The following is a 24118-nucleotide window of genomic DNA, read 5'->3' as shown; positions in this document are numbered from 1 at the left end:
GCACTCACGGCATAAGTGTGAGCAGCGTCGCATCGTCGTGCGGCTTCCGCGGCCTCCGTGCCGCCGGAAGCGCCCGCTCCCCCGCTCGGAGCCGCGCGATCACAGCGCGCGGCTCCTCGGCGAGCGCCCCGGCCAGCGAGACGCTGTCGTGCTGGCCCAGCAGCTCGATCGCCCGCGTGATCCCGTCCGAGACGAGGTGGGCCGCAGCGAGCTCCGCGATCGGCACCTGCCCGGTCAGCGCCTGGGCGGCCGCCTCCTCTTCATGCCGGGCCACCCAGAATCCGCCCTCTGTGTTGCGCCGGGCCTCGATCGCCTCGGAGGTGCGCTCCGCGGCGACGACCTCGTCGATCCGCAGGTCGGTGAGGCGCTCCACGCTCCCGTCGCGACGGCGCAGCAGCAGGGAGGAGTCGCACAGCACCAGGTGCTCGAGCATCTCACCGACGCGTCGCACCGCGACCACGGTCGCCGACGGGGAGCCCGCCGCCAGATCGCACTCCCCTTCGTGCAGGGCGCGCACGCTGCGGATCGCGGCGGCCAGAGCCCGGCTGAGGGGCACGTCAGGATCCTGGGCGGCGGTGAGCAGATGGGCGGCGAGCGTGTGGGAGAACCAGGCGACGCTGTGCCGGCACCCCGCCCGGAAGCGCTGAGGCAGCCCGGCTCCGTCCAGCAGCACGGCGACGTCGCCGAGCGCCCCGGCCGCGTCCTCGTCGGCCCCGGGGATCGCCGGGTCGGACAGCATCATGATGTGCACGTCGCCACTGTAGGCAGAGGTCTCGTGCCCGTCGAGGGACACATCCGGGGAAGCGACCGTAGAGTGGGGCCGAACCACCATGCCGTGCGGCCGTCCTCGGACGTGCGGAGCCCAGGATCCGGAAGGGACTCACTGATGATCGCGCAGGCGCGGATCACCTCCGACACCACCGCCACCGTGCACCTCTCCGACGAGACCGTCGAGGTCACAGGGGTCGATCTGTCGGAGATCCGCAACCGGGTGAAGCAGGTCTTCATCACCGCCGCCCGTACCGGCGAGGAGTCCGTGGACGTGGTGATCGTCGAGCCCGACGTGCGCCACCACCTGCGCGTCGAGCCCACCGGCCGGATCGTCGGTCGGGCGTCCGACGACCGCCCCCTGTTCGGCCCCGCGATCGATGCGCCGCTGATCGCGCCGTCCCTCGACGAGCTGCCCACGGACGACACCGTGGATCTCAGCTCGCTCGATGCCGCCCTTCTCGGGCAGTCCGCGCCCAGCCCGGCCACCGGCGAGCTCCCCGCGATGCACTCCCATCGTGCTCGTCGTCGCCGCGCCGCGCTGCCCTCCTCCTCGACGTCCGGCTCCTCCGTGTCCTCGGCTCCTTCCGCGGCATCGGCCGGTTCATCGCTCTCCCCCGCCTCGGCGACGTCCGCAGCGTCGGCACCGTCGGCCCCCACTGCTCCTTCCGCCGCGTCGGCCCCCTCCGCCGGGTCCGCGCCCTCCGCCCCCTCCGCTGCGGAGGCCCCCTCCGCGGACTCCGCTTCCCCCGCACACTCGGCGCCCACCGCGCCCTCCTCACGCCAGGACCCCATGAGCAACACCGAGAAGCGACCGCTGCCCCCGCGCACGGTCCCCACCGCGGATTCCCGCCCCACCCTGCAGGATCTGCAGTCCTCCACCTCGAAGCCCGAGAAGGTCAAGGCCACCCTCGGCTTCCCCGGCTTCATCACCAAGGTGACCGGAGGCGCGATCTCCCCGCGCCCGAACCGGCGCGAGCGCCTCGAGACCGAGCGCCTCGAGCGGATCCGTCGGCCCCTCGAGGGGCCGCGCAACATCGCGGTCGTGAACCTCAAGGGCGGCGCGCACAAGACCACCGCCTCGCTGATGATCGCGGCGACGCTCGGCGTGACCCGCGGCGGCAACGTGCTGGCCTGGGACAACAACGAGACGCGCGGCACGCTGGGCTGGCGCGGGGTGCCCACCGATCACCACCGCACCGCCGTGGACCTGCTCACCGACATCGACGCGCTGCGCGCCCCCGATGCGAGCAACGCGGACCTGGATCCGTACGTGCGCCCCCAGGGCGAGATGCGCTTCGACATCCTCGCCTCCGACGAGGACCCGGGCTCGGCCGCCTCGATCGACGAGAACGCCTTCGCCGAGCTCAACGACGCCCTCTCGCGCTTCTACCGGATCAAGGTCATCGACACCGGGAACAACGTGCGTGCCTCGAACTGGCTGGCGGCCGTGCGCAACGCCGATCAGCTCGTCATCGTCTCGACCGTGCGCGAGGACACCTTCAACGCGGCCGCCTGGATGATCGACGAGCTGCGGGCGACGGGCCTGGCCGAGCAGGTCGATCACGCGGTGACGATCCTGTCGCACTCCTCGAAGGGCAAGTTCGACCCCACCCTGCGCAGTCGCCTGATCGCCCACTTCGGCGCACACACGCGCGCCGTCACCGAGGTGCCCTACGAGCAGCAGTTCGTGGACGGCTCGCACCTGGACTGGGGCCGGATCTCGCCGAAGACCAAGGAAGCCTGGCTCGACGCCACGGCTCTCATCATCGACGGACTCTGAGCCCGGGGCCCGGCCCGGCGCGTCGTCCACAGCGCCGGGTCCCGCCCAGCGGCTGTCAGCCGCGAGGCCTAGGCTGGATCCCATGCCCCTGCGTCGTCTGAGCCTCGTCGTCGACGACGACCTGGGCCCCGCCCTCTGGGTGCGCGAGCAGACCGCGCCGGGCCGGGCGAGAGCGCTCGAGGACCTCTCCGGCCTGCGCGCCGACGCCCCGCCCGCGATCGCGGAGGCCCTGGCGGACGCCCCGGACCACCTGCGTCATCGGGTGAGGATCCCCGGTCGCGACGGCGACCGCCGGGTGCCCGCCCTGCCGCTCGCCGGCACCTCTCTGACCGCGTTCGTGGGCGCCGCCGCGGAGCTGCTCCGCATCCGCTTCGGCGAGGATCTCACCGCCCAGCTCTCCGCCCTGCTCACCGACGGCGCCGCCGCCCGCCTCACCGGCGAGCTGGTCGCCATGCCCGATCTGCTCGCCGCCATCGTGCTGGATCTGCGCGCCCGCGAGGTGGTGGACGGCCGGGCGATGCGGGTGCGGGCCCGCGAACGGTTCGGCCGCCCCGTGCTCGAATGGCGGGCCCCGGAGCGTGACGCCCCGGAGCTGCTGCACGCCCTGGTCGACGGTCACGCCCGCCCGGCCTTCGCCGAGCACCTGCGGCAGGCTCCGGCCCCGGCGGAGGACGCCGCAGGAGTGCTGTGGGCACTGGCGGACGACGGGGAGCTGCGCGCCGACCTGCCCGCCCAGCGTCGTCTCACCGCCGCTTTCGACGCCTTCGTGGACTCCGGCCGGCCCGGCGTGCAGCTCGCCTCGACCGACAGCGAACTCGTGGTGCGCCTCTTCCAGCCGCCCGTGGGCACGGCCTGGCCGCTGCAGACCTGCCTGCGCGAGCCCAGCGGGGCCGTGCACCCCGTGGCGGACCTGCGCGCCGTCGGCGACCTCACCACCGCGGGCGCGGCCGAGGCGTCGGCCGCCGTGATGCGGCTGGCCCCCACGGTGCGCGACGCCGCGGTCGACGGCACCGGGGTGGACTGGCTGCTGACCACGGCCGAGGCCGGCGAGTTCCTCTCCCGGGACACCCCTGCCCTCGAGGAGGCCGGGGTGACGGTGCTGCTCCCGCGCGACTGGACCACCCAGCGCACCACGCTGCGCCCCCAGGAGGCCGAGGAGGAGAACGGCCAGGAGCGCGAGAAGAAGGCCTCCGGGGTGGGGCTCGGCGCGATGGCCTCCTTCCGCTGGCGGGTCGCCGTGGGCGACACCGAGCTCACCGAGGAGGAGATGGAGGAGATCCGCGAGGCCCAGAGCGAGCTGGTGCTGCTGCGCGGGCAGTGGGTGCGGCTGGACCCGACCACGCTGCGCGCCGCCGAACGCTTCCTGGACGCCTTCGCCTCCCGCACCCGCGGAGCGCGCCTGGCCACCGGGCCCGACGGGATCGCGCCGACCCCGAGCGGCCTCCCGCCCCGGCACGCTCCCGCCGGCTCGTCGGCCCCCGCACTGCCGGACCTGCCGCCGCGGCCGGCGGAGGTCGAGGGCCGGGCGCCCTGGCTGGAGATGTTCTCGATGATCCTCTCGCCCGACGCGGCCGACGTGGACTTCGGGATGTCCGCCCTGGTCTCCGGCGGTCGCCACGGGCTGGCACGGCTCCTGCCGGGAGCCGAGGGAGCATTCCCCCATCCCCCGCCCCGCAGCCTGCGGGCGACCCTGCGCCCGTACCAGCTCGACGGCGTGAACTGGCTGTGGGCGCTGGACCGGATGGGCCTGGGCGGGATCCTCGCCGACGACATGGGACTGGGCAAGACGATGCAGGTGCTCGCCCTGCTGTGCCGCGAGCGCGAGGGCACCCACCCCTTCGGCCGCGAGCGACCCGACGCCGAAGCCCATGAGGTCCCCGATGTCGCCTCCGCCCCGGCACCGGGCTCCCTGGGCCCCACCCTGCTGGTGTGCCCGATGTCCGTGGTCGGCGCCTGGCAGCGGGAGGCGGCGACCTTCGCCCCGGAGCTCTCGGTGCACGTGCATCACGGCGGGAACCGGCTGCGCGATGAGTCCTTCGTGGCCGGGGCCGCCGATCTCGACCTGGTCATCACCACGTACTCCCTGCTCGCCCGGGACCTCGCGGTGCTCTCGGCGGTCCCGTGGCATCGCATCGTCCTGGACGAGGCGCAGCACGTGAAGACCCCCGGCACGCAGGTCACCCGCGCCGCCCGCACCCTCACCGCGCCGCATCGCCTGGCCCTGACCGGCACCCCGGTGGAGAACAAGCTCGCGGACCTGCACTCCCTCATGGAGGTCGCCAACCCCGGCCTGCTGGGCAGCGCCGCCTCGTTCCGCGACCGGGTCGCGACCCCGATCGAGGAGGACGGCGACAGCGGAGCGCTCAGCCGGCTGAAGCTCGTGACCTCGCCGTTCATCCTGCGCCGGGTGAAGACGGACCGCTCGATCATCAAGGACCTGCCGGAGAAGAACGAGCTCACCCAGGTCGTGAACCTGACCCCGGAGCAGGCCGGGCTCTACCAGGCGCTGGTGGACGATCTGATGGTGAAGATCGACGGGGCCGACGAGAAGGCCCGTCGCACTCTCGTGGTCTCGACGATCACCCGTCTGAAGCAGGTGTGCAACCATCCCGCCCACTACCTCGGCGACGGCACGCCGATGCTGCGGGAGGGCCAGCACCGCTCGGGCAAGCTCGAGCTGATCGACGACGTGCTCGGGGCGGCCTTCGCCGAGGGCGAGAAGGCCATCCTGTTCACCCAGTTCACGACCTTCGGCCGGCTGCTCGTCCCCTACTGGGAGGAGAGGTTCGCGGAGTACGGGATCAGCGTGCCCTTCCTCCACGGCGGCGTCTCCAAGCACGACCGCGATCAGATGGTCGCCGAGTTCCAGGGGCAGCGGGACCGGCCGGGCCTGATGCTGCTGAGCCTGCGGGCGGGCGGCACCGGGCTCACCCTGACCGCGGCCAACCACGTCGTCCATCTGGACCGCTGGTGGAACCCGGCGGTGGAGAACCAGGCCACCGACCGCGCCTTCCGGATCGGTCAGCGCAAGGACGTCACCGTGCACAAGCTGGTCAGCGCCGGCACGGTCGAGGAGAAGATCGACACGGTGCTCGCCGACAAGCAGTCCCTCGCCGACATGACGATCAGCCCCGGCGAGGACTGGCTCTCCTCCCTGGACGACGACCGGCTGCTGCGTCTGCTCCGCCTGGACGAGGAGGACTCATGAGCATCAGGCTCGTCTCCCGCCGCGGAGCGATCGGGAAGAGCTGGCATGCGGCCGCCCTGCGCGACGCCGCCGAGCGCCTGCTGGGCGTGGGCCGTGCCGGCAGCGGGAAGGCCGACGCCCGCGCCGGACGCGTGCAATGGCTCGATGTGGAGGCCGGGACCGCGCGCGGCGACGTGCTCGATGCCGACGGCGAGCTCCACCAGGCCCGGCTCGACCTCCCCCCGTACTCGCCGGACGACCGCGAGGAGTTCGTGCGGATCGCCCGGTCACGGCCCGAGCTGCCCGCCCGCGTCGCCGGCGGCATCTACCCCGAGGAGTTCGAGCGCACCCTCTCCGGCTCCGAGCTCTCCCTGCTGCCGCGCGACGCCTCCGAGCTCAGCCACGACTGCTCCTGCCTGGACTGGCCCGGACCCTGCCGTCACGTCGCCGCGCTCACGTACGTGCTGGTCGAAGCGGTCGACGAGCATCCCGTGCACCTGCTGACCCTGCGCGGGCTCACCCTCGAGGACCTCGTCGCCCCGCGCGAGACCGCGGGATCCGGCGGAACGGACCGCGAGGAGGAGCCGGCACCCCCGCTCCCCGCCTACGACCCCGCCCGCACCGACCCGGAGCTGCTCGCCGCCGCGATCGGTCCCGGGCCCGCGCAGATCATCGCGGCGTTCTACGGGTCGCAGGACCGCGCCGGGTCCGAGGACCTCCCCTCTGACGACCACCCGCCCGACGACCTACAGTGAGAGCCATGCCCACCCGCACCACCGCTCTTCCCCAGTCCGCCCTCACCGAGATCACCGCACTGTTCGACGATGCCGTCGCACAGCACCGGACGTCCGGGGTGACCTGGGCGATCGTCGGAGGCCACGGCGATGCGCAGGCCGTGCTGGCCCATGGCGCCGCCGGCCACCACGAGCTGTTGGACGGCTCCCCGGCGCCCGGCTCCTCGCCCCTGGACCGCGCGACCGTCTCCCGCATCGCCTCGATGACCAAGTCCTTCACCGCCGCGACGATCCTCGCCCTGCGCGACGAGGGCGCCGTGCGCCTGGACGACCCGGTCGCACAGTATGTGCCCGAGGCGGCCGACGCCTTCGAGCTCGCCTCCGACGACCCCCGGATCACCCTGCGCCACCTGCTCACGATGGGTGCCGGCCTCGTCACCGACAACCCGTGGGGCGACCGCCAGGAGGCGATGACCCCCGAGCAGTTCGCGGACACCCTGGCCGGCGGCCTCGGCCACGTGCACCGCCCCGACACCGGCTTCGAATACTCCAACACCGGATTCGCCCTGCTGGGCCGGGTCATCGACGAGGTGACCGGCTCGGACTATGCCGGCGAGATCCGCCGCCGCTTCCTCGACCCGCTCGGGCTCGAGGCCACCGGATGGTCCGCCGAGGAGATCGACACCGCGCATCTGGCCACCGGGCACCGCCTGGGCGACCGCGCCGACGCCACCCGCTTCGAGCCGGTGCCGCTGGACGCCCCCGGCGTCTACGGCGCGATGGCCGGGCTGTTCTCCACGGTCGACGACGTCGCCACCTGGATGCGCTTCCTCGCCGCGGCCGACGCTCCCGACGCCGCGGACCGGGACCAGGAGCTGCTGTCCACCGCCTCCCGCCGCGAGATGCAGCAGCTGAAGCGTCACCATCCGCTGCGCGCGCTCCCCGCCGGCGAGGACGGCCACTCCCCCGGCTTCGACCGGATCCGCGGCTACGGCTTCGGGCTGGTCGTCGAGCAGTTCCCCGACCTCGGGGACGTCATCTCCCACTCCGGCGGCTATCCCGGCTACGGCTCCTTCATGGTGTGGAGCCGGGCCTCCGGCGTCGGCATCGTGGCGCTCGCGAACTCCAAGTACGCGCCGGCCGTGCCGCTGTCGATGCAGGCCCTGCGGATCCTGCAGCGTGAGTCACCGGCCCTGTTCACCCCCGCGCCGACGACCGCTGCGCCGCGCACCCTCGAGGCCGCCGACGGTGCTCTGACCTGGCTGCGCACTGCGGACGATGCCGTGGCCGACGCCTGGTTCGCTGACAACATGGACCTCGATACGTCACGGACGGAGCGTCGGCGCCGCCTGGAGACCGCCCTCGTGGCGACCGGCCTGACGAAGGAGTCCGTGGCGGCTCTGCGGGTCGAGGACGCGACCGTGCTGAGCCGGGCGCAGCTGCGCTGGGTGCTGCCGGGATCCGGGAAGGGCGAGGCGAGCACGCCGTCGTTGCGCATCGATCTGCTGATGGATCCGCGGCGCGAGGCGCTCATCCAATCCCTGGACACCACGGCGGTCGTCCCCCGCTGACCTCACGCCCCGGTCAGGCGAAGCGGTGCACGGCGCCGTCGTCGGCCGCCGTGCAGGAGACGTAGGCGCCGTCGGGCGTGAGGGCGATGACCCCTTCATCCGTCGGCGCGCATTCCTGCCCCGCCTCGACCTCGGCGAACGACGGATCGATGCTGCTGTGCGAGGTCCCTTCGGCGCCGGGCAGCGCTGAGCCGGGGCGGGGGAAGACCCACAGCAGGGTGACCGCGACGATCGCGCCGAGCAGCACGGCCGCGGCGATGCCGATGCCCGCCGCGATCAGGGTGCTGCGGTGGGTCCCCGCCGGCCGGGCGGCCACCGGACCGGCGGGAGCCTGGGCCGAGGTGGTGGTCTGCGGGGAGCTCCGGCTCGGCGGCGTGAGCCCAGGACCTCCGCCGTACTGACCCGGCGCGCCCTGCTGCGGGCCGTGGCCGGGCGGTCCCGTCTGCGGGGAGGGCGAGCCCGAGGAGAAGCCCTGCTGCACCTGGCCCGCCCGGATCGCCTCCATCGAGGACGGCGCGAGCTCGGGGACGGGCCGCTCCGGGCGCACGGCGCCCGGGGCATCCGGCGGCAGCGGGTCGAGGGTGTCGACCAGGTCGAGCGGGGCGCCGTCGGCGTGGGTGAGCGGGTAGCCCGGCGGGACACGCGGCAGGTCACGGCGCACGGTGTCGGCGTCCTGGTAGCGCTCCTCCGGCTGAGCGGCGAGCAGGGTGCGGATCACCGCGGAGAGCTTGGGGGTCACGCCGCGCAGGTGCTGGGCGAGCTCGTCGGGCCGGAAGGCACCGTCGTGCAGCCTGATCCTGCCGTTCAGCGCGACCAGCGCGACCACTCCCGCGGCGTAGAGGTCGTGCGAGGGATGGGGTTCGGCCATCGCGAACAGCTCGGGCGCCATGTAGCCGGGGGTGCCGTTGACCATGCCCACGTGGGTGAAGCGCACATCGCTCTCGTGCACGGCGATGCCGAAGTCCGCCAGTCGCGAGACGGGCGCGGCACGGCCGCGCGGCTCGAACATGATGTTCGCCGGCTTCACGTCGCGGTGGATCCACCCCTCGGCGTGCACATGGGACAGCCCGTCCAGCAGCTGATCGAGCAGGACCACCACGGCGGGCTCGGCGAGCCTGCCGCGCGTGCGCACCACGGAGTCGAGAGTGCCCCCGGCGGCCAGCGGCATCGCGATCACCACGTGCTCGTCCTCAGCGCCCCAGCCGTAGGGGGTGAGCAGGTGGGGATGGTCGAAGCTGACGCCCTTCTCGCGCACGAACCGCATCAGATCGGCCGAGTCGCGCTGCCTCAGCACCTTCGCCGCGCACAGCTCCCCGGCCTTCGAGTCCCAGGCTCGCCACACGGACCCGGAACCGCCCTTGGCGATCAGGTCGATGAGGGCGAAGCGCCCGACAATCACATCAGCCATAGCGGCCTCAGCATAACCGGCGGGTGGGGCACCGTTATGCTGACCTCGGTCTCTGTGGACCCGGGAACGAGCCCGGGCGCCGCGGCGCCACGACCGGAGGGGGTTCTCGTGGTTCTGGCTGCACCTCTGCGGCGCCGTGACCTCGGCGGCCTGCTGTCCTGCGGTGCCGTGCTCCTCGGGGCGGGCTGCGCCCGGGGGCCGGCCGCGGTCGCCACCGCCGACGACGTCCCGCGGGATCCGCTCGCCCATCTGGACGAGGTGCGCTGGGACGGGCGCACCGCCGCCGACGTGCTCGCGCTGCCGATCCGCGGCGACGCCGCCGAGCTGGACTCGTGGGAACCGCTGGGCGATGACGACGCCGTCCTCGACCCGACCCGGACAGCCCTGATCGACTTCCTGGAGACCGCCTATCTCTCCCCCGAGGCGCTGGCCGGTCTCGACCCCGCCGCCGCCCTCGAGCTCGTGAGCGCCGCCGCGCCCTCGTACTGGCGCGAGCAGCTGGCCGAGGCCTGGGACGACGGCGAGCGCCACGTGCACGGCTTCGCCCTGGCTCCCGGCTTCGCGACCATCGGCCGGCCCGCGCTGGGGATGGACTGGTACCGGGCGGAGCTCGAGGGCGCTCCCGTGCTGCTGCTGGGCGGGACGATCGCCTGGTCCGTGGTCGACGTGGACAGTCATGAGGTGGGCGTGGTCGCCTATCGCACCGGCATCGTCGCGCACCTCGACACCGGGGAGGATCTCGGAGCGGCGACCTCGGCCACCCTGCGGGTGACCGTGCACGGGCTCGACACCTGCGGGGTCCGGGAGGCCGACGGGCTCGTCGTGCCCGCGCTCGCGGACACCGCGGAGCATCACGCGGCGCAGCAGGAGACCGCGGACTCGGTCATCGCCTCCCCGCGCCTCACGCAGGAGGACCTGCTGGATCCCGGGTCCCCGCTGCTGTCCGGGGACGACGCGACCAACGTGCTCTGCGCCTGATCCCTCCCCTCGGATCCGGCCTCAGCGGGCCGCCGCCCACTGCGACCAGCCCGCGTAGCTGCCCTCGAGCTCGGCGACTTCGCAGCCGGCACGGCGCAGGGCCGCGGAGATGATGCCGGCGCGCAGCCCGGACTGGCAGTACACGACGATGCGGCCGCCCTCATGGAGAGCCTCGAGCTGCTCGAGCTCCCACAACGCTCGGCCCGCGTGGAGCTGCGCGGATCCGGGCACCGCACCGAGGGCGTGCTCCTCACGGCCGCGGACGTCGAGCAGCAGGTCATGCTCGTAGCCCGCGAGGTCGGCGGGGGCGACGGTCTCGGGCGTGAAGGAGCGCAGGCCCTCGGTGGTGGTCACATAGCCGGCCACCTCGTCGATGCCGACCCGGAGCAGGTTGTCGCGCAGCTCCTCGGCCTGCTCGGCGTCGCGGGCCAGGAGGATCAGCGGCGTGTCCTCGCGCTCGGGATCGTAGCTCCAGGCCGCGAACGTGGAGCGCTTGGAGGAGGCGGGCACGGTGAGCGCGCCGCTCACCGAGCGGCGGCGCACGTCGGCGAGCTCGCGGGTGTCCAGCAGCACTGCGCTGCCGTCCGCGAGCTGCGCGGCGACGTCGGCCGGGGAGAGCTCGGCGAGCGGCTCGGCCGGGCCGCGCAGCGCGGGCCCGTCGCGGTTCTGGCGCTTCATCCGGGCGAAGTAGGCGTGGGCCTCGGGCTGGCCGTGCAGCAGACGGTCGACGAACCCCGCCTCGTCGCCGCTCTCGACGAAGGGCGCCCACCAGGCCACGCGCTTCTCGTAGCCGACGGTCGTGGCGGGCACCGCGCCGAGCGACTTCCCGCAGGCGGAGCCCGCCCCGTGGCCGGGGAGGACCAGCACGTGATCCGGCAGCGTCACGAAGCGGTCGCGCAGCGAGGCGAACATCGCCCGGGCGGAGTCCTCCCGGGTGTCCTCGCCGCCGGCGACCTCGTCCAGCAGATCCGGCCGGCCCAGGTCCCCGGCGAAGACGAAGTCCCCGGAGAGCAGGTAGCCGGGCTGGTCGGTCATGCCGCCGTCGGTGATCAGGAAGCTGAGGTGCTCCGGGGTGTGGCCGGGGGTGGCCAGGACGCGCACGCGCACCTCCCCGAGCTCGATCTCGTCCCCGTCGCGCAGCAGCTGCGCGTCGTAGCCGTAGCTCCAGTCCGCCCCGCCGTGCCCGGAGACGTGGAGCGCGGCGCCGGCGGCCTCGGCCAGCTCGCGCGAGCCCGAGAGATAGTCGGCGTGGAGGTGGGTCTCGGTGACGTCGGTGATCTGGACACCGTGGGCCGCCGCGAGGTCGAGGTAGACCTGCACGTCACGGCGGGGATCCACCACGATCGCGCGTCGCGCGGCCGCGGAGGCGAGAAGATAGCTGGCCTGCGCCAGGTCGGTGTCGTACAGCCTCTCGAGGATCATCTCTCGCCTTCCGATCGACTCCTCCGCGACCCGCACCCGGGCCCCGGTGCTACAGCGTCATCCTCACACGGCGAGATGAATGCCGGGTCGCCTCAGGCGGACGGCGCGGGCGCCGGGTCGAGGCCGACGGCCTGTCGCACGGCGGCGATCTGGGTGCGTCGCGCGGACTGCGCGTCGGCCGTCGCGCCTGTGAGGGCTACGCTGTGACCTGCGCCGGGGATCTCCACGTACTCGACCGTGCCGCCGCCGGCGGCGATGCCCTCGCGCAGTCGGCGCGCATCCTGCACGACCTCGTCCTCGGTGCCGGTGACCAGGTGAACCGGCGGCAGGGAGCCGAGGTCGCCGCGGAGCGGGCTGATGCGGGGGTTCTCCGCAGGGACCGCGCCGGCGTACAGGCGCGCAGCGGCATGGGAGAGCCCGCCGGTGGTGGCCGCATACTCCGTGAGGTCCGCCCAGGGCGACTCGAGCAGCAGCAGGGCGGGGGCGTCCCCGCCGGCGGCGGCGAGGGTCTGGGCGACGGCGAGCGCGAGCCCCGCGCCGGCGCCGTCCCCGGAGAGCACCCAGCGCCCGGGGCGCAGCAGGGCCTGCTCGCCCATCGCATCGATCGCGTGCAGGACGTCCTCGATCGCAGCGGGGTACGGGTATGTCGGCGCCAGCCGGTAGTGGACCATCGCGGTGGCGGCCCCGGAGCGCCGCCCCACCTCTTCGAGCCATTCCCAGTGCGCCGTCTTCTCACCGGCGACATAGGACCCACCATGGAGGTGCACGATCGTGGCGGTCGAGGAGAGGTCAGCGTCGATCCAGGTCACAGGCACGTTCCCGTGCCGACGACGCGCGACCCTGCGCGGTGCCGCGAGAGCGCGGGGAGGCAGGGACGGGCGCTGGGAGGCGAGGATGCGCAGCGTGCGGACGATGCTCATGGGGGCATCTTCCCATGATTCTCCGGGCAGGTCCTCGCGGTGCCGACACCTCGTGCGCGGCAGCGCTGTGCGGCAGCGGGCTCAGGCGGTGATCTCGTCGTCGACGTACCGCGGCAGGGCCGCCCGGTATCCGGCGATCGCGAGCACGATCCCGGTGATCGCGAGGAACACCAGCACGGCGGGGAACGATCCGGTGAGGTCCAGCATGGTGCCGGCCGCGATGGGGCCGAGCGCGGCGAAGACATAGCCCAGCGGCTGCGCGAGCCCGCCCAGGCGAGCCGTCACCCGGGCGCTGCGGGTGCGGGCCGGCAGCAGGGCGATCGCGGTGGGGAAGGCGAAGCCGCCGATCCCGAGCACGCAGGCCCACAGCATCGGGCTCGCGGCCGGGGCGAGCCACAGGCCGAGATAGCCGATCGTGGTGAGCACCCCGAAGCCGGCGACCAGCCACGGCAGGTGCCGGAAGCGGGCGATGACGGTGGGCATGACCAGGCCGCCCACGAAGCCCCAGCCGGAGATCACGGCGATCAGGAATCCCGCTCGTGTGGGGCTGATCCCGGAGGAGGTGAGGACCTGCGGGAGCATCCCGAACTGGGTGTAGGCGTTCGCGGACTGCACGCCGAACATGACGGTCAGCGCGATCGCCGTCGGCGAGCGCAGCAGGGATCCGGGCAGATCGCCCTCCGCGGGGGCGGGCGGGAAGTCGTGGCCGGTGCGGGTGAGCACGAACGCCCAGATCACCGCCGGCACCGCGGCCGCGAGCGCCCACAGCTGCAGGGAGCCGCGCCACCCGTCGGCCGCCCCTCCGGCGAGCGGGACCGCGAGCGCGGCGCCCGCCGAGCCGCCGACGGCGAGCATCACGCTGTACAGGGTCATCAGGCCCACCGTGTGCGCGCTGCCGTGCTGCTTGATCCAGGCGGGCACCACCACGTTGCCGAGCGCGGGCCCCACCAGCACCAGCAGTGACAGCACCAGGAACATGCCGAAGCTGTCGGCCGTGGGGCGCAGCAGCAGACCGATCGCGACCAGCACGAACGAGGCGACGACGGTGCCGGTCAGCCCCAGCCGTCGGGAGATCGGGACGGCGAGGAAGCCGAAGATGCCGAAGGCGATGCAGGGCAGCGCCGTGAGCAGACCGGACGCGATCGCGCCCTGGCCGTAGGCGCCCACCACGTCCTCCATGACCGGGCCGAGCGAGGTCGCCCCGGGACGGAGGTTCAGCGCGATCAGCCCGACGGCGAGGACGGCCAGGACGCCGCCGACGGCGGTCGCGCGCGCAGGCCGGGCGCCGGGCTCGGGACGGACGGTGGGCGGTGGGGTGGGGGTGCTGCTCACCCGTCCCTTGTACCCTGCCGCGCCCCCTGCTGGCCATTGGTTGCCTCGCATGTCATGCGCCGGCGCCTCACGGGCCCGCAGCGTCCCACACTGTGGACGGCCGGGCGTGGAGTGCCTCTCGTCCGGCCCGACTGACCAGCCATGATGCGACCCCGTCGGGCGTGGGCCGCAGCCGTGGCCCTACGCTGGTGCCCGCTGCCCAGCGGCCCCGCTCCCCACCCGATGGTTTCCCTAGGACGGCCCATGACCACCGCCTCCCCCGCGCTCGAGACCTCCCCGAAGCATCCTGTGGACCAGGTCCCACCGCCTGCCCGGCTCGGCGTGCTGTCGATCCAGCACGTCCTGGCGTTCTACGCCGGCGCGGTGATCGTGCCGCTGCTGATCGCCTCGGGCCTGGGCCTGACGGCGGAGCAGACCATCCACCTGATCAACGCGGACCTGTTCACCTGCGGCATCGCGACGCTGATCCAGTCGGTGGGCTTCTGGAAGGTGGGCGTGCGCCTGCCGATCATCCAGGGCGTGACCACCACGGCGGTGAGCCCGATCATCGCGATCGGTCTGGCCGCGACGGGCGGCGAGGGCGGCGCCGAGGGGCTGCCGATGATCTACGGCTCGATCATCGTCGCAGGCCTGTTCACCTTCCTGGTCGCCCCGTACTTCGCGAAGATCCTGCGCTTCTTCCCGCCGGTGGTGATCGGCACGGTGCTGACCACGATGGGCATCACGCTGCTGGGCGTCTCCGCCGGGGACATCACCAACTACGCCGAGGGCGTCCCCGCGGGCCGCGACATCGCCTACGCCCTGGGCACGCTGGGGATCATCGTGCTCGTGCAGCGGTTCTTCCGCGGCTTCCTGGGCACCATCGCCGTGCTGCTGGGGCTGGTGATCGGCACCGCCGTGGCCCTGATCCTGGGCGACACCTCGTTCGGCGGAGTCACCGAGGCCTCCGCCTTCGGCGTCACCACGCCCTTCTACTTCGGCGTCCCCACCTTCTCGCTGACCGCGATCATCTCGATGATCATCGTCATGCTGATCACGATGGTCGAGACCACCGGCGACGTCTTCGCCGCGGGCGAGATCGTCGGCCGGCGGATCCGGCCCCGGAACATCGCCGAGGCGGTCCGGGCCGACGGCCTCTCCACGCTGCTGGGCGGCGTGCTGAACTCCTTCCCGTACACCTGCTTCGCGCAGAACATCGGCCTGGTGCGCCTGACCCGTGTGAAGTCCCGCTGGGTGGTCGCCGGGGCCGGCGTGATCATGATCGTGCTCGGCGTGCTGCCCAAGGCCGGCGCGGTGGTCGAGGCGATCCCCTCCCCCGTGCTCGGCGGCGCCTCGCTCGCGCTGTTCGCGTCGGTGGCGCTCGTGGGCATCCAGACCCTGTCCAAGGTGGACCTCACCGACAACCGCAACTCGGTCATCGTGGGCACCTCCCTCGGCCTGGCCATGCTGGTCAGCTTCAAGCCGGACATCGCCGGCGTGTTCCCCTCGTGGGCGCAGGTGTTCGTCTCCTCGGGCGTGACCGTCGGCGCGATCTCCGCGATCGTGCTGAACATCCTGTTCTTCCACATCGGCCGCCAGCGCGGTGCGATGGTCACCACCACGGCCGCCGGCGAGCGCATCGGGATCTCCGAGGTGGGCGAGATGGAGCGCGAGACCTTCGTGTCCACCTTCGGCTCCCTCTTCAACGGCGCCACCTGGCCTCTCGAGCGCGCCTGGGAGTCGCGCCCCTTCGCCGACGCCCCCGCCCTGCGCGCCGCGATCGAGGACGCCGTGCTCACCGCGGACCGCTCCCAGCAGGACGCCCTCGTGGAGAGCTATCCGGACATGGCCACGCTCATGACGGCCTCCGAGGAGCAGGCCGGCGTGATCAGCCAGGACGTCGGCTCCTTCGCGCTGGAGAACCTCACCGAGGAGGACGTCGAGGCGGTGCGCGACCTCTCGGCCCGGTACGCCGAGAAGTTCTCGATGCCCTTCGTCTCCTACCTCGGCCGCACCGACTCGTTCGCGAAGATCATCGCCGACGGCGTGCGCCGCCTGGACCACTCCCTCGAGCACGAGCGTCGCGTGGCGCTGACCGAGGTCGCCGAGATCGCCGGGGACCGCTTCGGGATCATGGTGGCCGACGCCAATCCCATCGGCACGGCCTGGGTCCGCAAGTTCGAGTCGCTGCAATAGGAGCAGGGCTGCCGGGGCCGTCACACCTCGGAGCGCGGTTCAGCCGCCGGCGACGCACACGCGCAGCGCACCGGGGCGGAGACCGATCCGGGCGCTGCGGGCGAGGCCCACGCTGTCGCCGTCGAGCTGCACCCCGTAGGGCGTCCCGAAGCGGACCTCGAACGTCCGTCCCCGGGCGTAGACCAGAGCGTGCAGCCCGGGGGCGAGCCGCAGCATGCTCCGGCCGAACCGCGACCGGTGCGCCACTCCCTGCGCCGTCAGACGGGCCCCGATCCGGGCCCATCCCAGGCGGCGCGCAGGGCGCAGCATGACCACGTCGAGGAGGCCGTCATCGAGGGCGGCCTCCGGCAGCAGCAGCATGCCGCCGGTCAGCGTGCCGCAGTTGCCGATGATGACCGTGTGGGCGCGAGCCGTCCGGATGCGCCCGCCATCGATCCGATATCGCAGGTCCAGCGGCCGGTGCGCGAGGAGCGAGCGCGCGATCGGCGGCACATAGGCGAGCCAGCCGATGATCCGCTTCGCCAGCGTGCTCGTGGTGCGAGCCATCTCCGCATCGAGGCCTATACCGGCCATGACCAGGAACATCCGCGTGGTCCACTCCCCCGCCTCGTCCTCGAGCTCGGCGACCCCGACGTCGACCGGACGCGTCGCCCCGGAGAACGCGGCGGCGACCGACGCGGTGGGCTCCCCCAGCGGGAGGCCCAGGTTCCGCGCCAGCAGATTGCCGGTCCCGAAAGGCAGCAGGGCGAAGGGGGTCCCGCTGCCCAGCGCCGCCTCGGCGACGATGCGGGCGGTCCCGTCGCCCCCGGCCACGATCACGACCGACGGGGCACCGGCGAGCGCGCGGGCCGCCGCGCCGCGACCCGAGTCCTCCCGAGCCGTCGCGAACCACTGCGAGGCGCCCCAGCCGTGGCGGCGCTCCTCCTCCTCGACGACACCGCGCACCCGGTCCAGGGGCACCGTGACCGGGTTGTAGACGATCGCTGCGTGGTCGGCGGAAGGCCCGGCGGAGGACATGTTCGGAGCGTAGCCTCCTGACCATGTCGACGTCGTCGCCGCCGTGGTCGTCGGCCTGCTGTGGCTCCTGGCCCGGGTCGCCCTGGTCGTGGTCGCCGCGCTCGTGGCGCTCATCCTCGCCTCCGCGGTCCGCCCGCTGGTCGGCTGGCTGGTCCGCAAGCGCTGGTCCCCGTTGCTGGCCACCATCGCCACCTTCCTGGGCACGCTGGTCGTCCTGGGCGGGGTCGTGACCGGGGTCGTCTTCGCCGTGCGCAGCGACTGGGACGAGCTGTCCAGCTCGGCGGTCGGCGGCTGGCAGGAGCTCCAGCGCGTCCTGCGCACCGGCCCCGTGCCCGTCGACACGGCCTCCATCGACTCCGCGCTGCAGCAGGTCACCTCCTTCATCACCAGCGGGACGTTCCTCGGCGGCGCGCTGAGCGGGCTCGGTGCGGCCACCGGATTCGTCACCGGCGCGGTGCTGATGATCGTCGTGCTGTTCTTCTTCCTGAAGGACGGCCCGATGCTGTGGAACTTCACGCTGCGCTGGTTCCACGGCCCGACCCGCGCCAAACTCGCCGAATCCGGCGACCGGACCGTCCAGCTGCTGGGCGGATACGTCCGCGGCACCGCGACCATCGCCGCGGTCGACGCCCTCTTCATCGGGGTGCCGCTGGCCTTCCTCGGGGTGCCGCTCGCGGTGCCCCTGGCCGTCATCGTGTTCGTCGGCGCCTTCGTCCCGATCGTCGGAGCCACCGTCGCAGGAGCCGTCGCCGCCCTGGTGGCCCTCGTGACCAGCGGCCCCCTCATCGCCCTGGTCGTGATCGCCATCGTCGTCCTCGTCAATCAGCTCGAGAGCAACCTGCTCCAGCCCATCGTCATGGGGCGTGCGCTGAGCCTGCACGCCCTCGTCGTGCTGCTTGCGCTGGCCGTCGGCACGATCGTCAGCGGCTTCTTCGGCGCCGTCCTCGCCGTCCCCCTCACCGCCGTGGCATGGGCGGTGATCCAGGTCTGGACCGACACCTACCAGGTGGGCGACGACCCGGTCCTGGGGAAGGACCCCCGCACCCCCACGAACCGGGCGTCGTCGAAGGCGACCATCGCCGAACGGTGGAAGTACCAGCGGATGCGGCACGGCGCGGCCGCGGTCGACGAGGACGAGGACGAGGACGAGGACAGGCCGGGCGAGGAACCCGACCGTCTACAGTCGTAGCATGCAGCCGATCCCCCGCCACTGGGCCACGGTCCGAGAGGTCCGCACCACCTCCGAGGGCCGCGAGTTCGACCTGACGATCCACGGCTCCTCGGACGTCTCGCCCGAGGACGCCCGCCGCGACGCCCAGGAGCGCCTCGAGCGCCTGATCGCCTCCGGAGGCCCCGGGGCCGCGGTCGGCTCGGACATCGAGTACTACCCCGCGCGCCGCCTGCCCGAGGAGCTGCTCGAGGAGATCCACGCCCCGAGCGGCGCCCTGATCGCCGCGATCACCCGCAACCGCTACGGCGCCGCGGTGCTGAACACCGATGCGGTGCTGATCAGCGACATCGATCTGCCCGCCTCCTCACGCCCGCCCGCCCGCGGGAAGCGCGGACTGCTCTCGCGCCTGTTCGGCGGCGGCGGTGCCGACGCGGCCGCCGAACCGGATCCTGATGCCCTCGGCCTGCCCGGCCCGGGGGAACGGGGCGACGCGCACGCCCGCATCGTCCAGCGCATCGAGGGGTTCGCGCAGGCGCATCCCGAGCTCGGGATGCGCAGCTATCGCACCCGCAACGGATTCCGTGTGCTGCTCACCGGCGCCGGTGCGGAGCCCACCGGCGACCGCGCCCAGGAGCTGATGGCCGAGCTGCACAGCGACCGCCTCTACATGCTGCTGAGCCGCGTGCACGACAGCTACCGGGCACGCCTGACCCCCAAGCCCTGGCGGATCGAGGTGGACCGCTTCGAACAGCTCGGCAGCCGCACCGCGCAGGACAGCGTCCACACCGACTGGGTGGAGCGCTACCGCGCCGCCTCGCGGGAGGTCGCGGTGTGCCGCCTGCTCACGGCCACCGGACCCGCCCCCACGGAGGTCGAGCAGCAGATCATCGACCTGCACGACCGCGCCACCCGGCACGACTCGGGGCTCGCCCTGGCCTGACCTCGACGACTCTCAGTGCTCGACCGTGGCCTTCTCCGACCCGGCACCGGTCATCGAGCGCACCTCCATCTCGGCCTGCTTGAGCTCGTTGTGCTCGGAGGAGGTCACCGAGCCCAGCCAGCCGAGGAAGAAGCCCAGCGGCACCGAGACCAGCGCGGGGTTCGTCAGCGGGAACCACGCGAAGTCCACGCCCGGGATCATCGCGGTCTCCGAGCCGGAGACCACCGGGGAGAACGTGATGAGGAACAGGGCGCTGAACAGTCCGCCGTAGATGCTCCACACCGAGCCGCGGGTGTTGAACCGCTTCCAGTACAGCGAGTACAGGATCGAGGGCAGGTTCGCGCTCGCCGCGATCGCGAAGGCGAGCGAGACCAGGAACGCCACGTTCTGCTCGGCGGCGAGGATGCCGCCGACGATGGAGACCGCACCGATCACCACCGCGGTGCGCCGGGCGACGGCGACCTCCTTCTTCTGGTCGGCCTGGCCGTGCTTGATCACGCCGTTGTAGATGTCGTGCGCGAAGGACGCCGAGGCCGTGATCGTCAGGCCCGCCACCACCGCGAGGATCGTCGCGAAGGCGACCGCCGAGATGATCGCCATCAGCACGGTGCCGCCGACGGCGTACGCGAGCGCGGGAGCCGCGGAGTTGGATCCGCCCGGGAGCCCGGCGATCACATCCACCCCCACCATGTACGCGGCGCCGAAGCCGAGCACCAGGGTGCACAGGTAGAAGAACCCGATCAGGGCGATCGCCCAGACCACCGAGCGTCGGGCCTCCTTGGCCGTGGGCACGGTGTAGAAGCGCATCAGCACGTGCGGCAGCCCGGCGGCGCCGAAGACGAGCGCGATCGCGAGCGAGACGAAGCCCAGCTTCGAGGAGCCCGAGGTGCCGTACTGGAGCATCGGCTCGAGGATGGCGGTCCCGTCCGGATGGGAGTTCACCGCCTGGCCGAGCACGGCCGAGAGGTTGAAGCCGTTCAGGGCGAGGATCCACACGGTGGTGACGCCGACGGCCGTGATCAGCAGGACCGCCTTGATGATCTGCACCCAGGTGGTGCCCTTCATCCCGCCGATCATCACGTACGCGATCATCACGAAGCCCACCACGGCGATCACCAGCGACTGGCCCACGCGGCCCTCGATGCCGATCAGCAGGGACACCAGCGCCCCGGCGCCGGCCATCTGGGCGAGCAGGTAGAAGAAGGTGACGGCGAGGGTGGAGGTTGCCGCGGCGGTGCGCACGGGGCGCTGCCTCATGCGGAAGGAGAGGACGTCGGCCATCGTGTACTTGCCGGTGTTGCGCAGCGGCTCCGCGACGAGCAGCAGCGCCACCAGCCAGGCCACCAGGAAGCCGACGGAGTACAGCAGGCCGTCGTAGCCGTACAGGGCCACGGAGCCGACGATGCCGAGGAACGAGGCGGCCGAGAGGTAGTCGCCGGCGATGGCGATGCCGTTCTGGCGGCCGGAGAAGCTGCGACCGCCGTGGTAGAAGTCGCTGGCCTTGGTGGTGGTGCGGGAGACCCTGATGACGACCACCAGGGTGACGACCACGAAGGCGAGGAAGATCGCGATGTTCAGGATCGGATTGCCGAACTCCATCAGAGGGCCCCTTCCAGCTCGTCACGGATCCGGGAGGAGACGGGATCGAGGGACTTGTTCGCGTGGCGGATGTACAGCCAGGTGATCAGGAACGTCATGAGGAACTGGCTGAATCCCATGAGGATCCCGAGGTTCAGGTTGCCGAACACGTGGATCGACATGAAGCCCTCGGCATACGTGGACAGCAGCACGTAGGTGAGGTACCAGACCAGGAAGGTGATGGTCATCGGGATCGCGAAGCCGCGGAAGCTGCGGCGCAGCCCCCTGAACTCCTCGGACTGCTGGACGGCGAGGAACTGCTCGGGAGTCGGTTCGGACGTTCCGGCGGATGATCGAGGGTCGACGGCGTCCTGGCCGTCGAGAGGGTCCGGCCGGGGGCCTGAGGATCCCTGGGGAGGGGTGGACACGGGGCACAACTCCTTCGTTCTGCTCTGCTGCCCGGGCAAGGGGGCTCCCGGGCTCCAGGTGACCCTAGCAGCAGTGATCCATGCCATAGGCACGCTCGGGGAGGACCGCATTGCTACGTTGGCCGGATGGCTCTCCCCGATCTCTCCCCGCTCGGCGCGGACGACGGCTTCGTGCACGTGCGCGGCGCCCACCTGCACAACCTGCGGGACGTCGGCGTGGACCTCCCGCGCGGGAGGCTCGTCGCGTTCACCGGCGTCTCCGGCTCGGGGAAGTCGTCGCTCGCCTTCGGCACGATCCACGGCGAGTCCCAGCGGCGGTACCTCGAGTCCGTCGCGCCCTTCGCCCGACGGCTGATCGGCAGCGCGGTGGATCCTCAGGTCGAATCCGTGACCGGCATGCCGCCGACGGTGGCCCTCGAACAGCGCACCAGCGCGGGCGGCGCGCGCTCCACCGTGGGCACCACCACGAACCTCTCCAACGCGATCCGCCTGCTGTACTCACGGGCCGGAGACCATCCCGCCGATGTCCTCGAGCACGGATCCGCACTCCACAGCGGCCGTCTGACCTCGGACTTCTTCTCCCCAAACACGCCCGACGGCGCGTGCCCCCGCTGCCACGGAGCCGGCGTGCTGCGGGAGCCGACGGAGTCCTCGATGGTCCCGGACCCCTCGCTCTCGATCGCCGAGGGCGCGATCGCGGCCTGGCCGGGCGCCTGGCTGGGCAAGAACTTCCGGGACATCCTCGGCACCCTCGGCGTCGACCTCCACCGGCCCTGGCGCGACCTGCCTCCCGAGACCCGCGACTGGGTCCTCCACACGGACGAGCAGCCCGTGGTCACCGTGCATCCCGAGCGCGAGCCCGGGCAGACCCAGGGCCCCTATCGGGGCCGGTGGCGCAGTGTCGAGCGCTACCTGCGGGACTCGGTGTCGAGCTCGGCGGCGGAATCCTCCCGACGCCGCGCGCTCACCCACTTCTCGGTCTCCACCTGCCCGCTGTGCGAGGGCCACCGCCTGGGGCCGGATGCCCTGCGCGTCACCTATGTCGGGGTGCCGATCTGGCGGCTCGCCCAGATGCCCCTGGACGACGTGCTGGCCCGGCTGACCCATCGTTCCGAGGCCCTCCCCGACCGCGAGGGCACCCCCGAGGAGGAGGCCGAACGCCTCCTGCTGCCGACGGTGCTGCCCGTGCTGGGCACGATCGTGGGCCTCGGCCTCGGGCACCTCGCCCTGGACCGCCCGGCCGGCACGCTGTCCACCGGCGAGCTGCAGCGCCTGCGCCTGGCCGCGCAGCTGCGCTCGGGCCTGTTCGGCGTGGCCTACGTGCTCGACGAGCCGTCGGCCGGACTCCACCCCAGCGAGAAGGGCGTGCTGCAGCATCTGCTGGAATCGTTCCTCGCCGAGGGCAATTCGGTGCTGCTGGTCGAGCACGACATGACGCTGGTGGCCGACGCGGACTGGATCGTCGACGTCGGCCCCGGCGCCGGCACCGACGGCGGCGAGATCCTCTACTCCGGAGTGGTCGACGGGCTCGTCGACACGGAGGACTCGGTGACCGCCCGCTACCTCGGCGCCGGCCCCCTCGTCCTGCAGGACGCCGCGCAGGTGCGCGAGCCCTCGGGTCTGCTCGAGATCGACGCCCTGACCGCCCGCACCCTGCGCGACGTCGATCTGCGCCTGCCGCTGGGCTCCTTCACCGCGGTCACGGGCGTCTCCGGGGCGGGCAAGAGCACGCTGGTCACGCAGTGCCTGGGCACGATCCTCGGCGAGCGGGTGCGCACCACCGTGGCGGACGAGCCCGATCCGTCGGCCGAGACGGATCGCGCCCCGGACCCCGGCGAGGCGAGCGGGTCCCTCCTGGACGACGACGCCGTGCACCACGGTGCGGTGCGCGGCGCCGAGGGCATCGACCGCCTGGTGCACATCACGCAGAAGCCCATCGGACGCACACCGCGCTCGTGCCTGGCGACCTACACCGGGTTCTTCGACCGCGTGCGGCGGCTCTTCGCGGACACCCCCGAGGCCCGTCGGCGCGGCTGGGGCGTGGGCCGCTTCTCCTACAACGTCACGGAGGGGCGCTGCCCCGAGTGCCACGGCACCGGCCAGATCGAGGTCGAGCTGGTGTTCCTGCCCGGCTCGTACGCGACCTGCCCGCGCTGCCACGGCACCCGCTACGGTCCCGAGACCCTCGAGGTGCGCTGGGAGGGCCTCACCATCGCGGACGTGCTCGAACTGTCCGTCGCCCGGGCTCGAGAGGTGTTCACGGGCGATCCCCGCATCTCCCGGGCGCTGGACGCCCTCGCGGCGATCGGGCTCGGCTATCTCACGCTCGGGCAGCCGGCGACCGAGCTCTCCGGCGGCGAGGCGCAGCGGATCAAGCTGGCCACCGAGCTGCAGCGCTCGGTGCGCGGCCACAGCCTGTACCTGCTGGACGAGCCGACCTCCGGCCTCCACCCCGCCGACGTGGACCTGCTGGTGAGCGAGCTGAACCGGCTCGTGGACGCCGGGCAGACGGTGGTCGTCGTCGAGCACGATCAGCGGGTGATCGCCCAGAGCGACCACGTGATCGACATGGGCCCGGGCGCGGGAGACAAGGGCGGGCGGATCGTCGCCCAGGGCGCGCCGGCCACGATCGCCGACGAGCCCGCCGGTATGACCGGCACCGCACTGCGTCGCGCGGCGCAGGCCCCCGTGGCACGGTGAGCGCGC

General features: G+C 72.8%; 17 protein-coding genes. 9 read left to right on the top strand and 8 right to left on the bottom strand.

Features of this window, described 5'->3' with window-relative positions; all coding sequences use genetic code 11:
• Positions 1-4: 4 nt before the first annotated feature.
• Positions 5-742 carry a protein phosphatase 2C domain-containing protein gene (locus CIK81_RS13685; protein WP_241964179.1) on the bottom strand — a complete coding sequence of 246 codons (738 nt, stop codon included), beginning with the start codon at positions 740-742 and terminating at the stop codon, positions 5-7.
• 144 nt (positions 743-886) lie between these two features.
• Here CIK81_RS13685 and CIK81_RS13680 point away from each other — a divergent pair, with 144 nt between their 5' ends.
• The 4 genes from CIK81_RS13680 to CIK81_RS13665 all read left to right on the top strand — a co-directional run bounded on the left by CIK81_RS13680 (position 887) and on the right by CIK81_RS13665 (position 8043).
• The gene (locus CIK81_RS13680; protein WP_096163554.1) at positions 887-2551 is read left to right on the top strand and encodes a chromosome partitioning protein; all 1665 of its coding nucleotides are present in this window, start codon (positions 887-889) and stop codon (positions 2549-2551) included.
• A gap of 82 nt (positions 2552-2633) precedes the next feature.
• The gene (locus CIK81_RS13675) at positions 2634-5759 is read left to right on the top strand and encodes a DEAD/DEAH box helicase (protein ID WP_114355815.1); all 3126 of its coding nucleotides are present in this window, start codon (positions 2634-2636) and stop codon (positions 5757-5759) included.
• Positions 5756-6493 (top strand): SWIM zinc finger family protein, encoded by a 738-nt coding sequence (locus tag CIK81_RS13670; RefSeq protein WP_114355814.1) that lies wholly within the window; start codon positions 5756-5758, stop codon positions 6491-6493. Before CIK81_RS13675 ends, CIK81_RS13670 begins: the two co-directional genes overlap by 4 nt.
• 5 nt (positions 6494-6498) lie before the next feature.
• Positions 6499-8043 carry a serine hydrolase gene (locus CIK81_RS13665; protein ID WP_114355813.1) on the top strand — a complete coding sequence of 515 codons (1545 nt, stop codon included), beginning with the start codon at positions 6499-6501 and terminating at the stop codon, positions 8041-8043.
• A 13-nt stretch (positions 8044-8056) separates the two neighbouring features.
• Here the strand turns inward: CIK81_RS13665 and CIK81_RS13660 are convergent, their stop codons facing one another.
• A complete protein-coding gene (locus CIK81_RS13660; protein WP_114355812.1) occupies positions 8057-9451 on the bottom strand; it encodes a serine/threonine-protein kinase in 1395 nt (464 codons plus the stop codon).
• A gap of 108 nt (positions 9452-9559) precedes the next feature.
• Here CIK81_RS13660 and CIK81_RS13655 point away from each other — a divergent pair, with 108 nt between their 5' ends.
• The gene (locus CIK81_RS13655; protein WP_114305552.1) at positions 9560-10429 is read left to right on the top strand and encodes a hypothetical protein; all 870 of its coding nucleotides are present in this window, start codon (positions 9560-9562) and stop codon (positions 10427-10429) included.
• 21 nt (positions 10430-10450) lie between these two features.
• Here the strand turns inward: CIK81_RS13655 and CIK81_RS13650 are convergent, their stop codons facing one another.
• The 3 genes from CIK81_RS13650 to CIK81_RS13640 all read right to left on the bottom strand — a co-directional run bounded on the left by CIK81_RS13650 (position 10451) and on the right by CIK81_RS13640 (position 14103).
• On the bottom strand, positions 10451-11851 hold the full coding sequence (locus tag CIK81_RS13650) for a rhodanese-like domain-containing protein (protein ID WP_114305587.1): 1401 nt from the start codon (positions 11849-11851) through the stop codon (positions 10451-10453).
• 92 nt (positions 11852-11943) lie between these two features.
• Positions 11944-12771 carry an alpha/beta hydrolase fold domain-containing protein gene (locus tag CIK81_RS13645; protein ID WP_114355811.1) on the bottom strand — a complete coding sequence of 276 codons (828 nt, stop codon included), beginning with the start codon at positions 12769-12771 and terminating at the stop codon, positions 11944-11946.
• A gap of 81 nt (positions 12772-12852) precedes the next feature.
• Entirely contained in the window at positions 12853-14103 is a 1251-nt protein-coding gene (locus tag CIK81_RS13640; protein ID WP_096163562.1) for an MFS transporter, read from the bottom strand.
• Positions 14104-14346: 243 nt separating this feature from the next.
• Here CIK81_RS13640 and CIK81_RS13635 point away from each other — a divergent pair, with 243 nt between their 5' ends.
• Positions 14347-16278, top strand: coding sequence for a solute carrier family 23 protein (locus CIK81_RS13635; RefSeq protein WP_096163563.1), 1932 nt, complete (start codon positions 14347-14349; stop codon positions 16276-16278).
• A 39-nt stretch (positions 16279-16317) separates the two neighbouring features.
• Here CIK81_RS13635 and CIK81_RS13630 read toward each other — a convergent pair whose 3' ends face one another.
• Entirely contained in the window at positions 16318-17295 is a 978-nt protein-coding gene (locus CIK81_RS13630) for a diacylglycerol kinase family protein (RefSeq protein ID WP_114305554.1), read from the bottom strand.
• 43 nt (positions 17296-17338) lie between these two features.
• Here CIK81_RS13630 and CIK81_RS13625 point away from each other — a divergent pair, with 43 nt between their 5' ends.
• Positions 17339-18484 (top strand): AI-2E family transporter, encoded by a 1146-nt coding sequence (locus CIK81_RS13625; protein ID WP_114355810.1) that lies wholly within the window; start codon positions 17339-17341, stop codon positions 18482-18484.
• 1 nt (position 18485) lies between these two features.
• On the top strand, positions 18486-19406 hold the full coding sequence (locus CIK81_RS13620; RefSeq protein WP_096196878.1) for a hypothetical protein: 921 nt from the start codon (positions 18486-18488) through the stop codon (positions 19404-19406).
• A 12-nt stretch (positions 19407-19418) separates the two neighbouring features.
• Here CIK81_RS13620 and CIK81_RS13615 read toward each other — a convergent pair whose 3' ends face one another.
• Complete coding sequence (locus CIK81_RS13615) at positions 19419-21005, bottom strand: cation acetate symporter (RefSeq protein ID WP_096163567.1); 1587 nt, start codon at positions 21003-21005, stop codon at positions 19419-19421.
• Positions 21005-21412: a DUF485 domain-containing protein gene (locus CIK81_RS13610; protein ID WP_096163568.1), complete on the bottom strand. Its 408-nt coding sequence runs from the start codon at positions 21410-21412 to the stop codon at positions 21005-21007. Before CIK81_RS13610 ends, CIK81_RS13615 begins: the two co-directional genes overlap by 1 nt.
• A 126-nt stretch (positions 21413-21538) precedes the next feature.
• On the opposite strand from CIK81_RS13610, the gene CIK81_RS13605 reads away from it, so the two are divergent.
• Positions 21539-24112, top strand: coding sequence for an excinuclease ABC subunit UvrA (locus CIK81_RS13605; protein ID WP_114355809.1), 2574 nt, complete (start codon positions 21539-21541; stop codon positions 24110-24112).
• Positions 24113-24118: the final 6 nt, after the last annotated feature.

The organism is Brachybacterium sp. JB7, assembly GCF_003335205.1.
Lineage (GTDB): Bacteria > Actinomycetota > Actinomycetes > Actinomycetales > Dermabacteraceae > Brachybacterium > Brachybacterium alimentarium.
The sequence above is the reverse complement of the archived record's forward strand: the minus strand, read 5'-3'. Positions and strand labels throughout refer to the sequence as shown.

Coding starts and splice junctions, on each gene's coding strand:
- CIK81_RS13685 (WP_241964179.1), bottom strand. CDS start 742: ATGATGCTGTCCGACCCGGCGATCCCCGGGGCCGACGAGGACGCGGCC.
- CIK81_RS13680 (WP_096163554.1), top strand. CDS start 887: ATGATCGCGCAGGCGCGGATCACCTCCGACACCACCGCCACCGTGCAC.
- CIK81_RS13675 (WP_114355815.1), top strand. CDS start 2,634: ATGCCCCTGCGTCGTCTGAGCCTCGTCGTCGACGACGACCTGGGCCCC.
- CIK81_RS13670 (WP_114355814.1), top strand. CDS start 5,756: ATGAGCATCAGGCTCGTCTCCCGCCGCGGAGCGATCGGGAAGAGCTGG.
- CIK81_RS13665 (WP_114355813.1), top strand. CDS start 6,499: ATGCCCACCCGCACCACCGCTCTTCCCCAGTCCGCCCTCACCGAGATC.
- CIK81_RS13660 (WP_114355812.1), bottom strand. CDS start 9,451: ATGGCTGATGTGATTGTCGGGCGCTTCGCCCTCATCGACCTGATCGCC.
- CIK81_RS13650 (WP_114305587.1), bottom strand. CDS start 11,851: ATGATCCTCGAGAGGCTGTACGACACCGACCTGGCGCAGGCCAGCTAT.
- CIK81_RS13645 (WP_114355811.1), bottom strand. CDS start 12,771: ATGAGCATCGTCCGCACGCTGCGCATCCTCGCCTCCCAGCGCCCGTCC.
- CIK81_RS13635 (WP_096163563.1), top strand. CDS start 14,347: ATGACCACCGCCTCCCCCGCGCTCGAGACCTCCCCGAAGCATCCTGTG.
- CIK81_RS13630 (WP_114305554.1), bottom strand. CDS start 17,295: ATGTCCTCCGCCGGGCCTTCCGCCGACCACGCAGCGATCGTCTACAAC.
- CIK81_RS13620 (WP_096196878.1), top strand. CDS start 18,486: ATGCAGCCGATCCCCCGCCACTGGGCCACGGTCCGAGAGGTCCGCACC.
- CIK81_RS13615 (WP_096163567.1), bottom strand. CDS start 21,005: ATGGAGTTCGGCAATCCGATCCTGAACATCGCGATCTTCCTCGCCTTC.
- CIK81_RS13605 (WP_114355809.1), top strand. CDS start 21,539: ATGGCTCTCCCCGATCTCTCCCCGCTCGGCGCGGACGACGGCTTCGTG.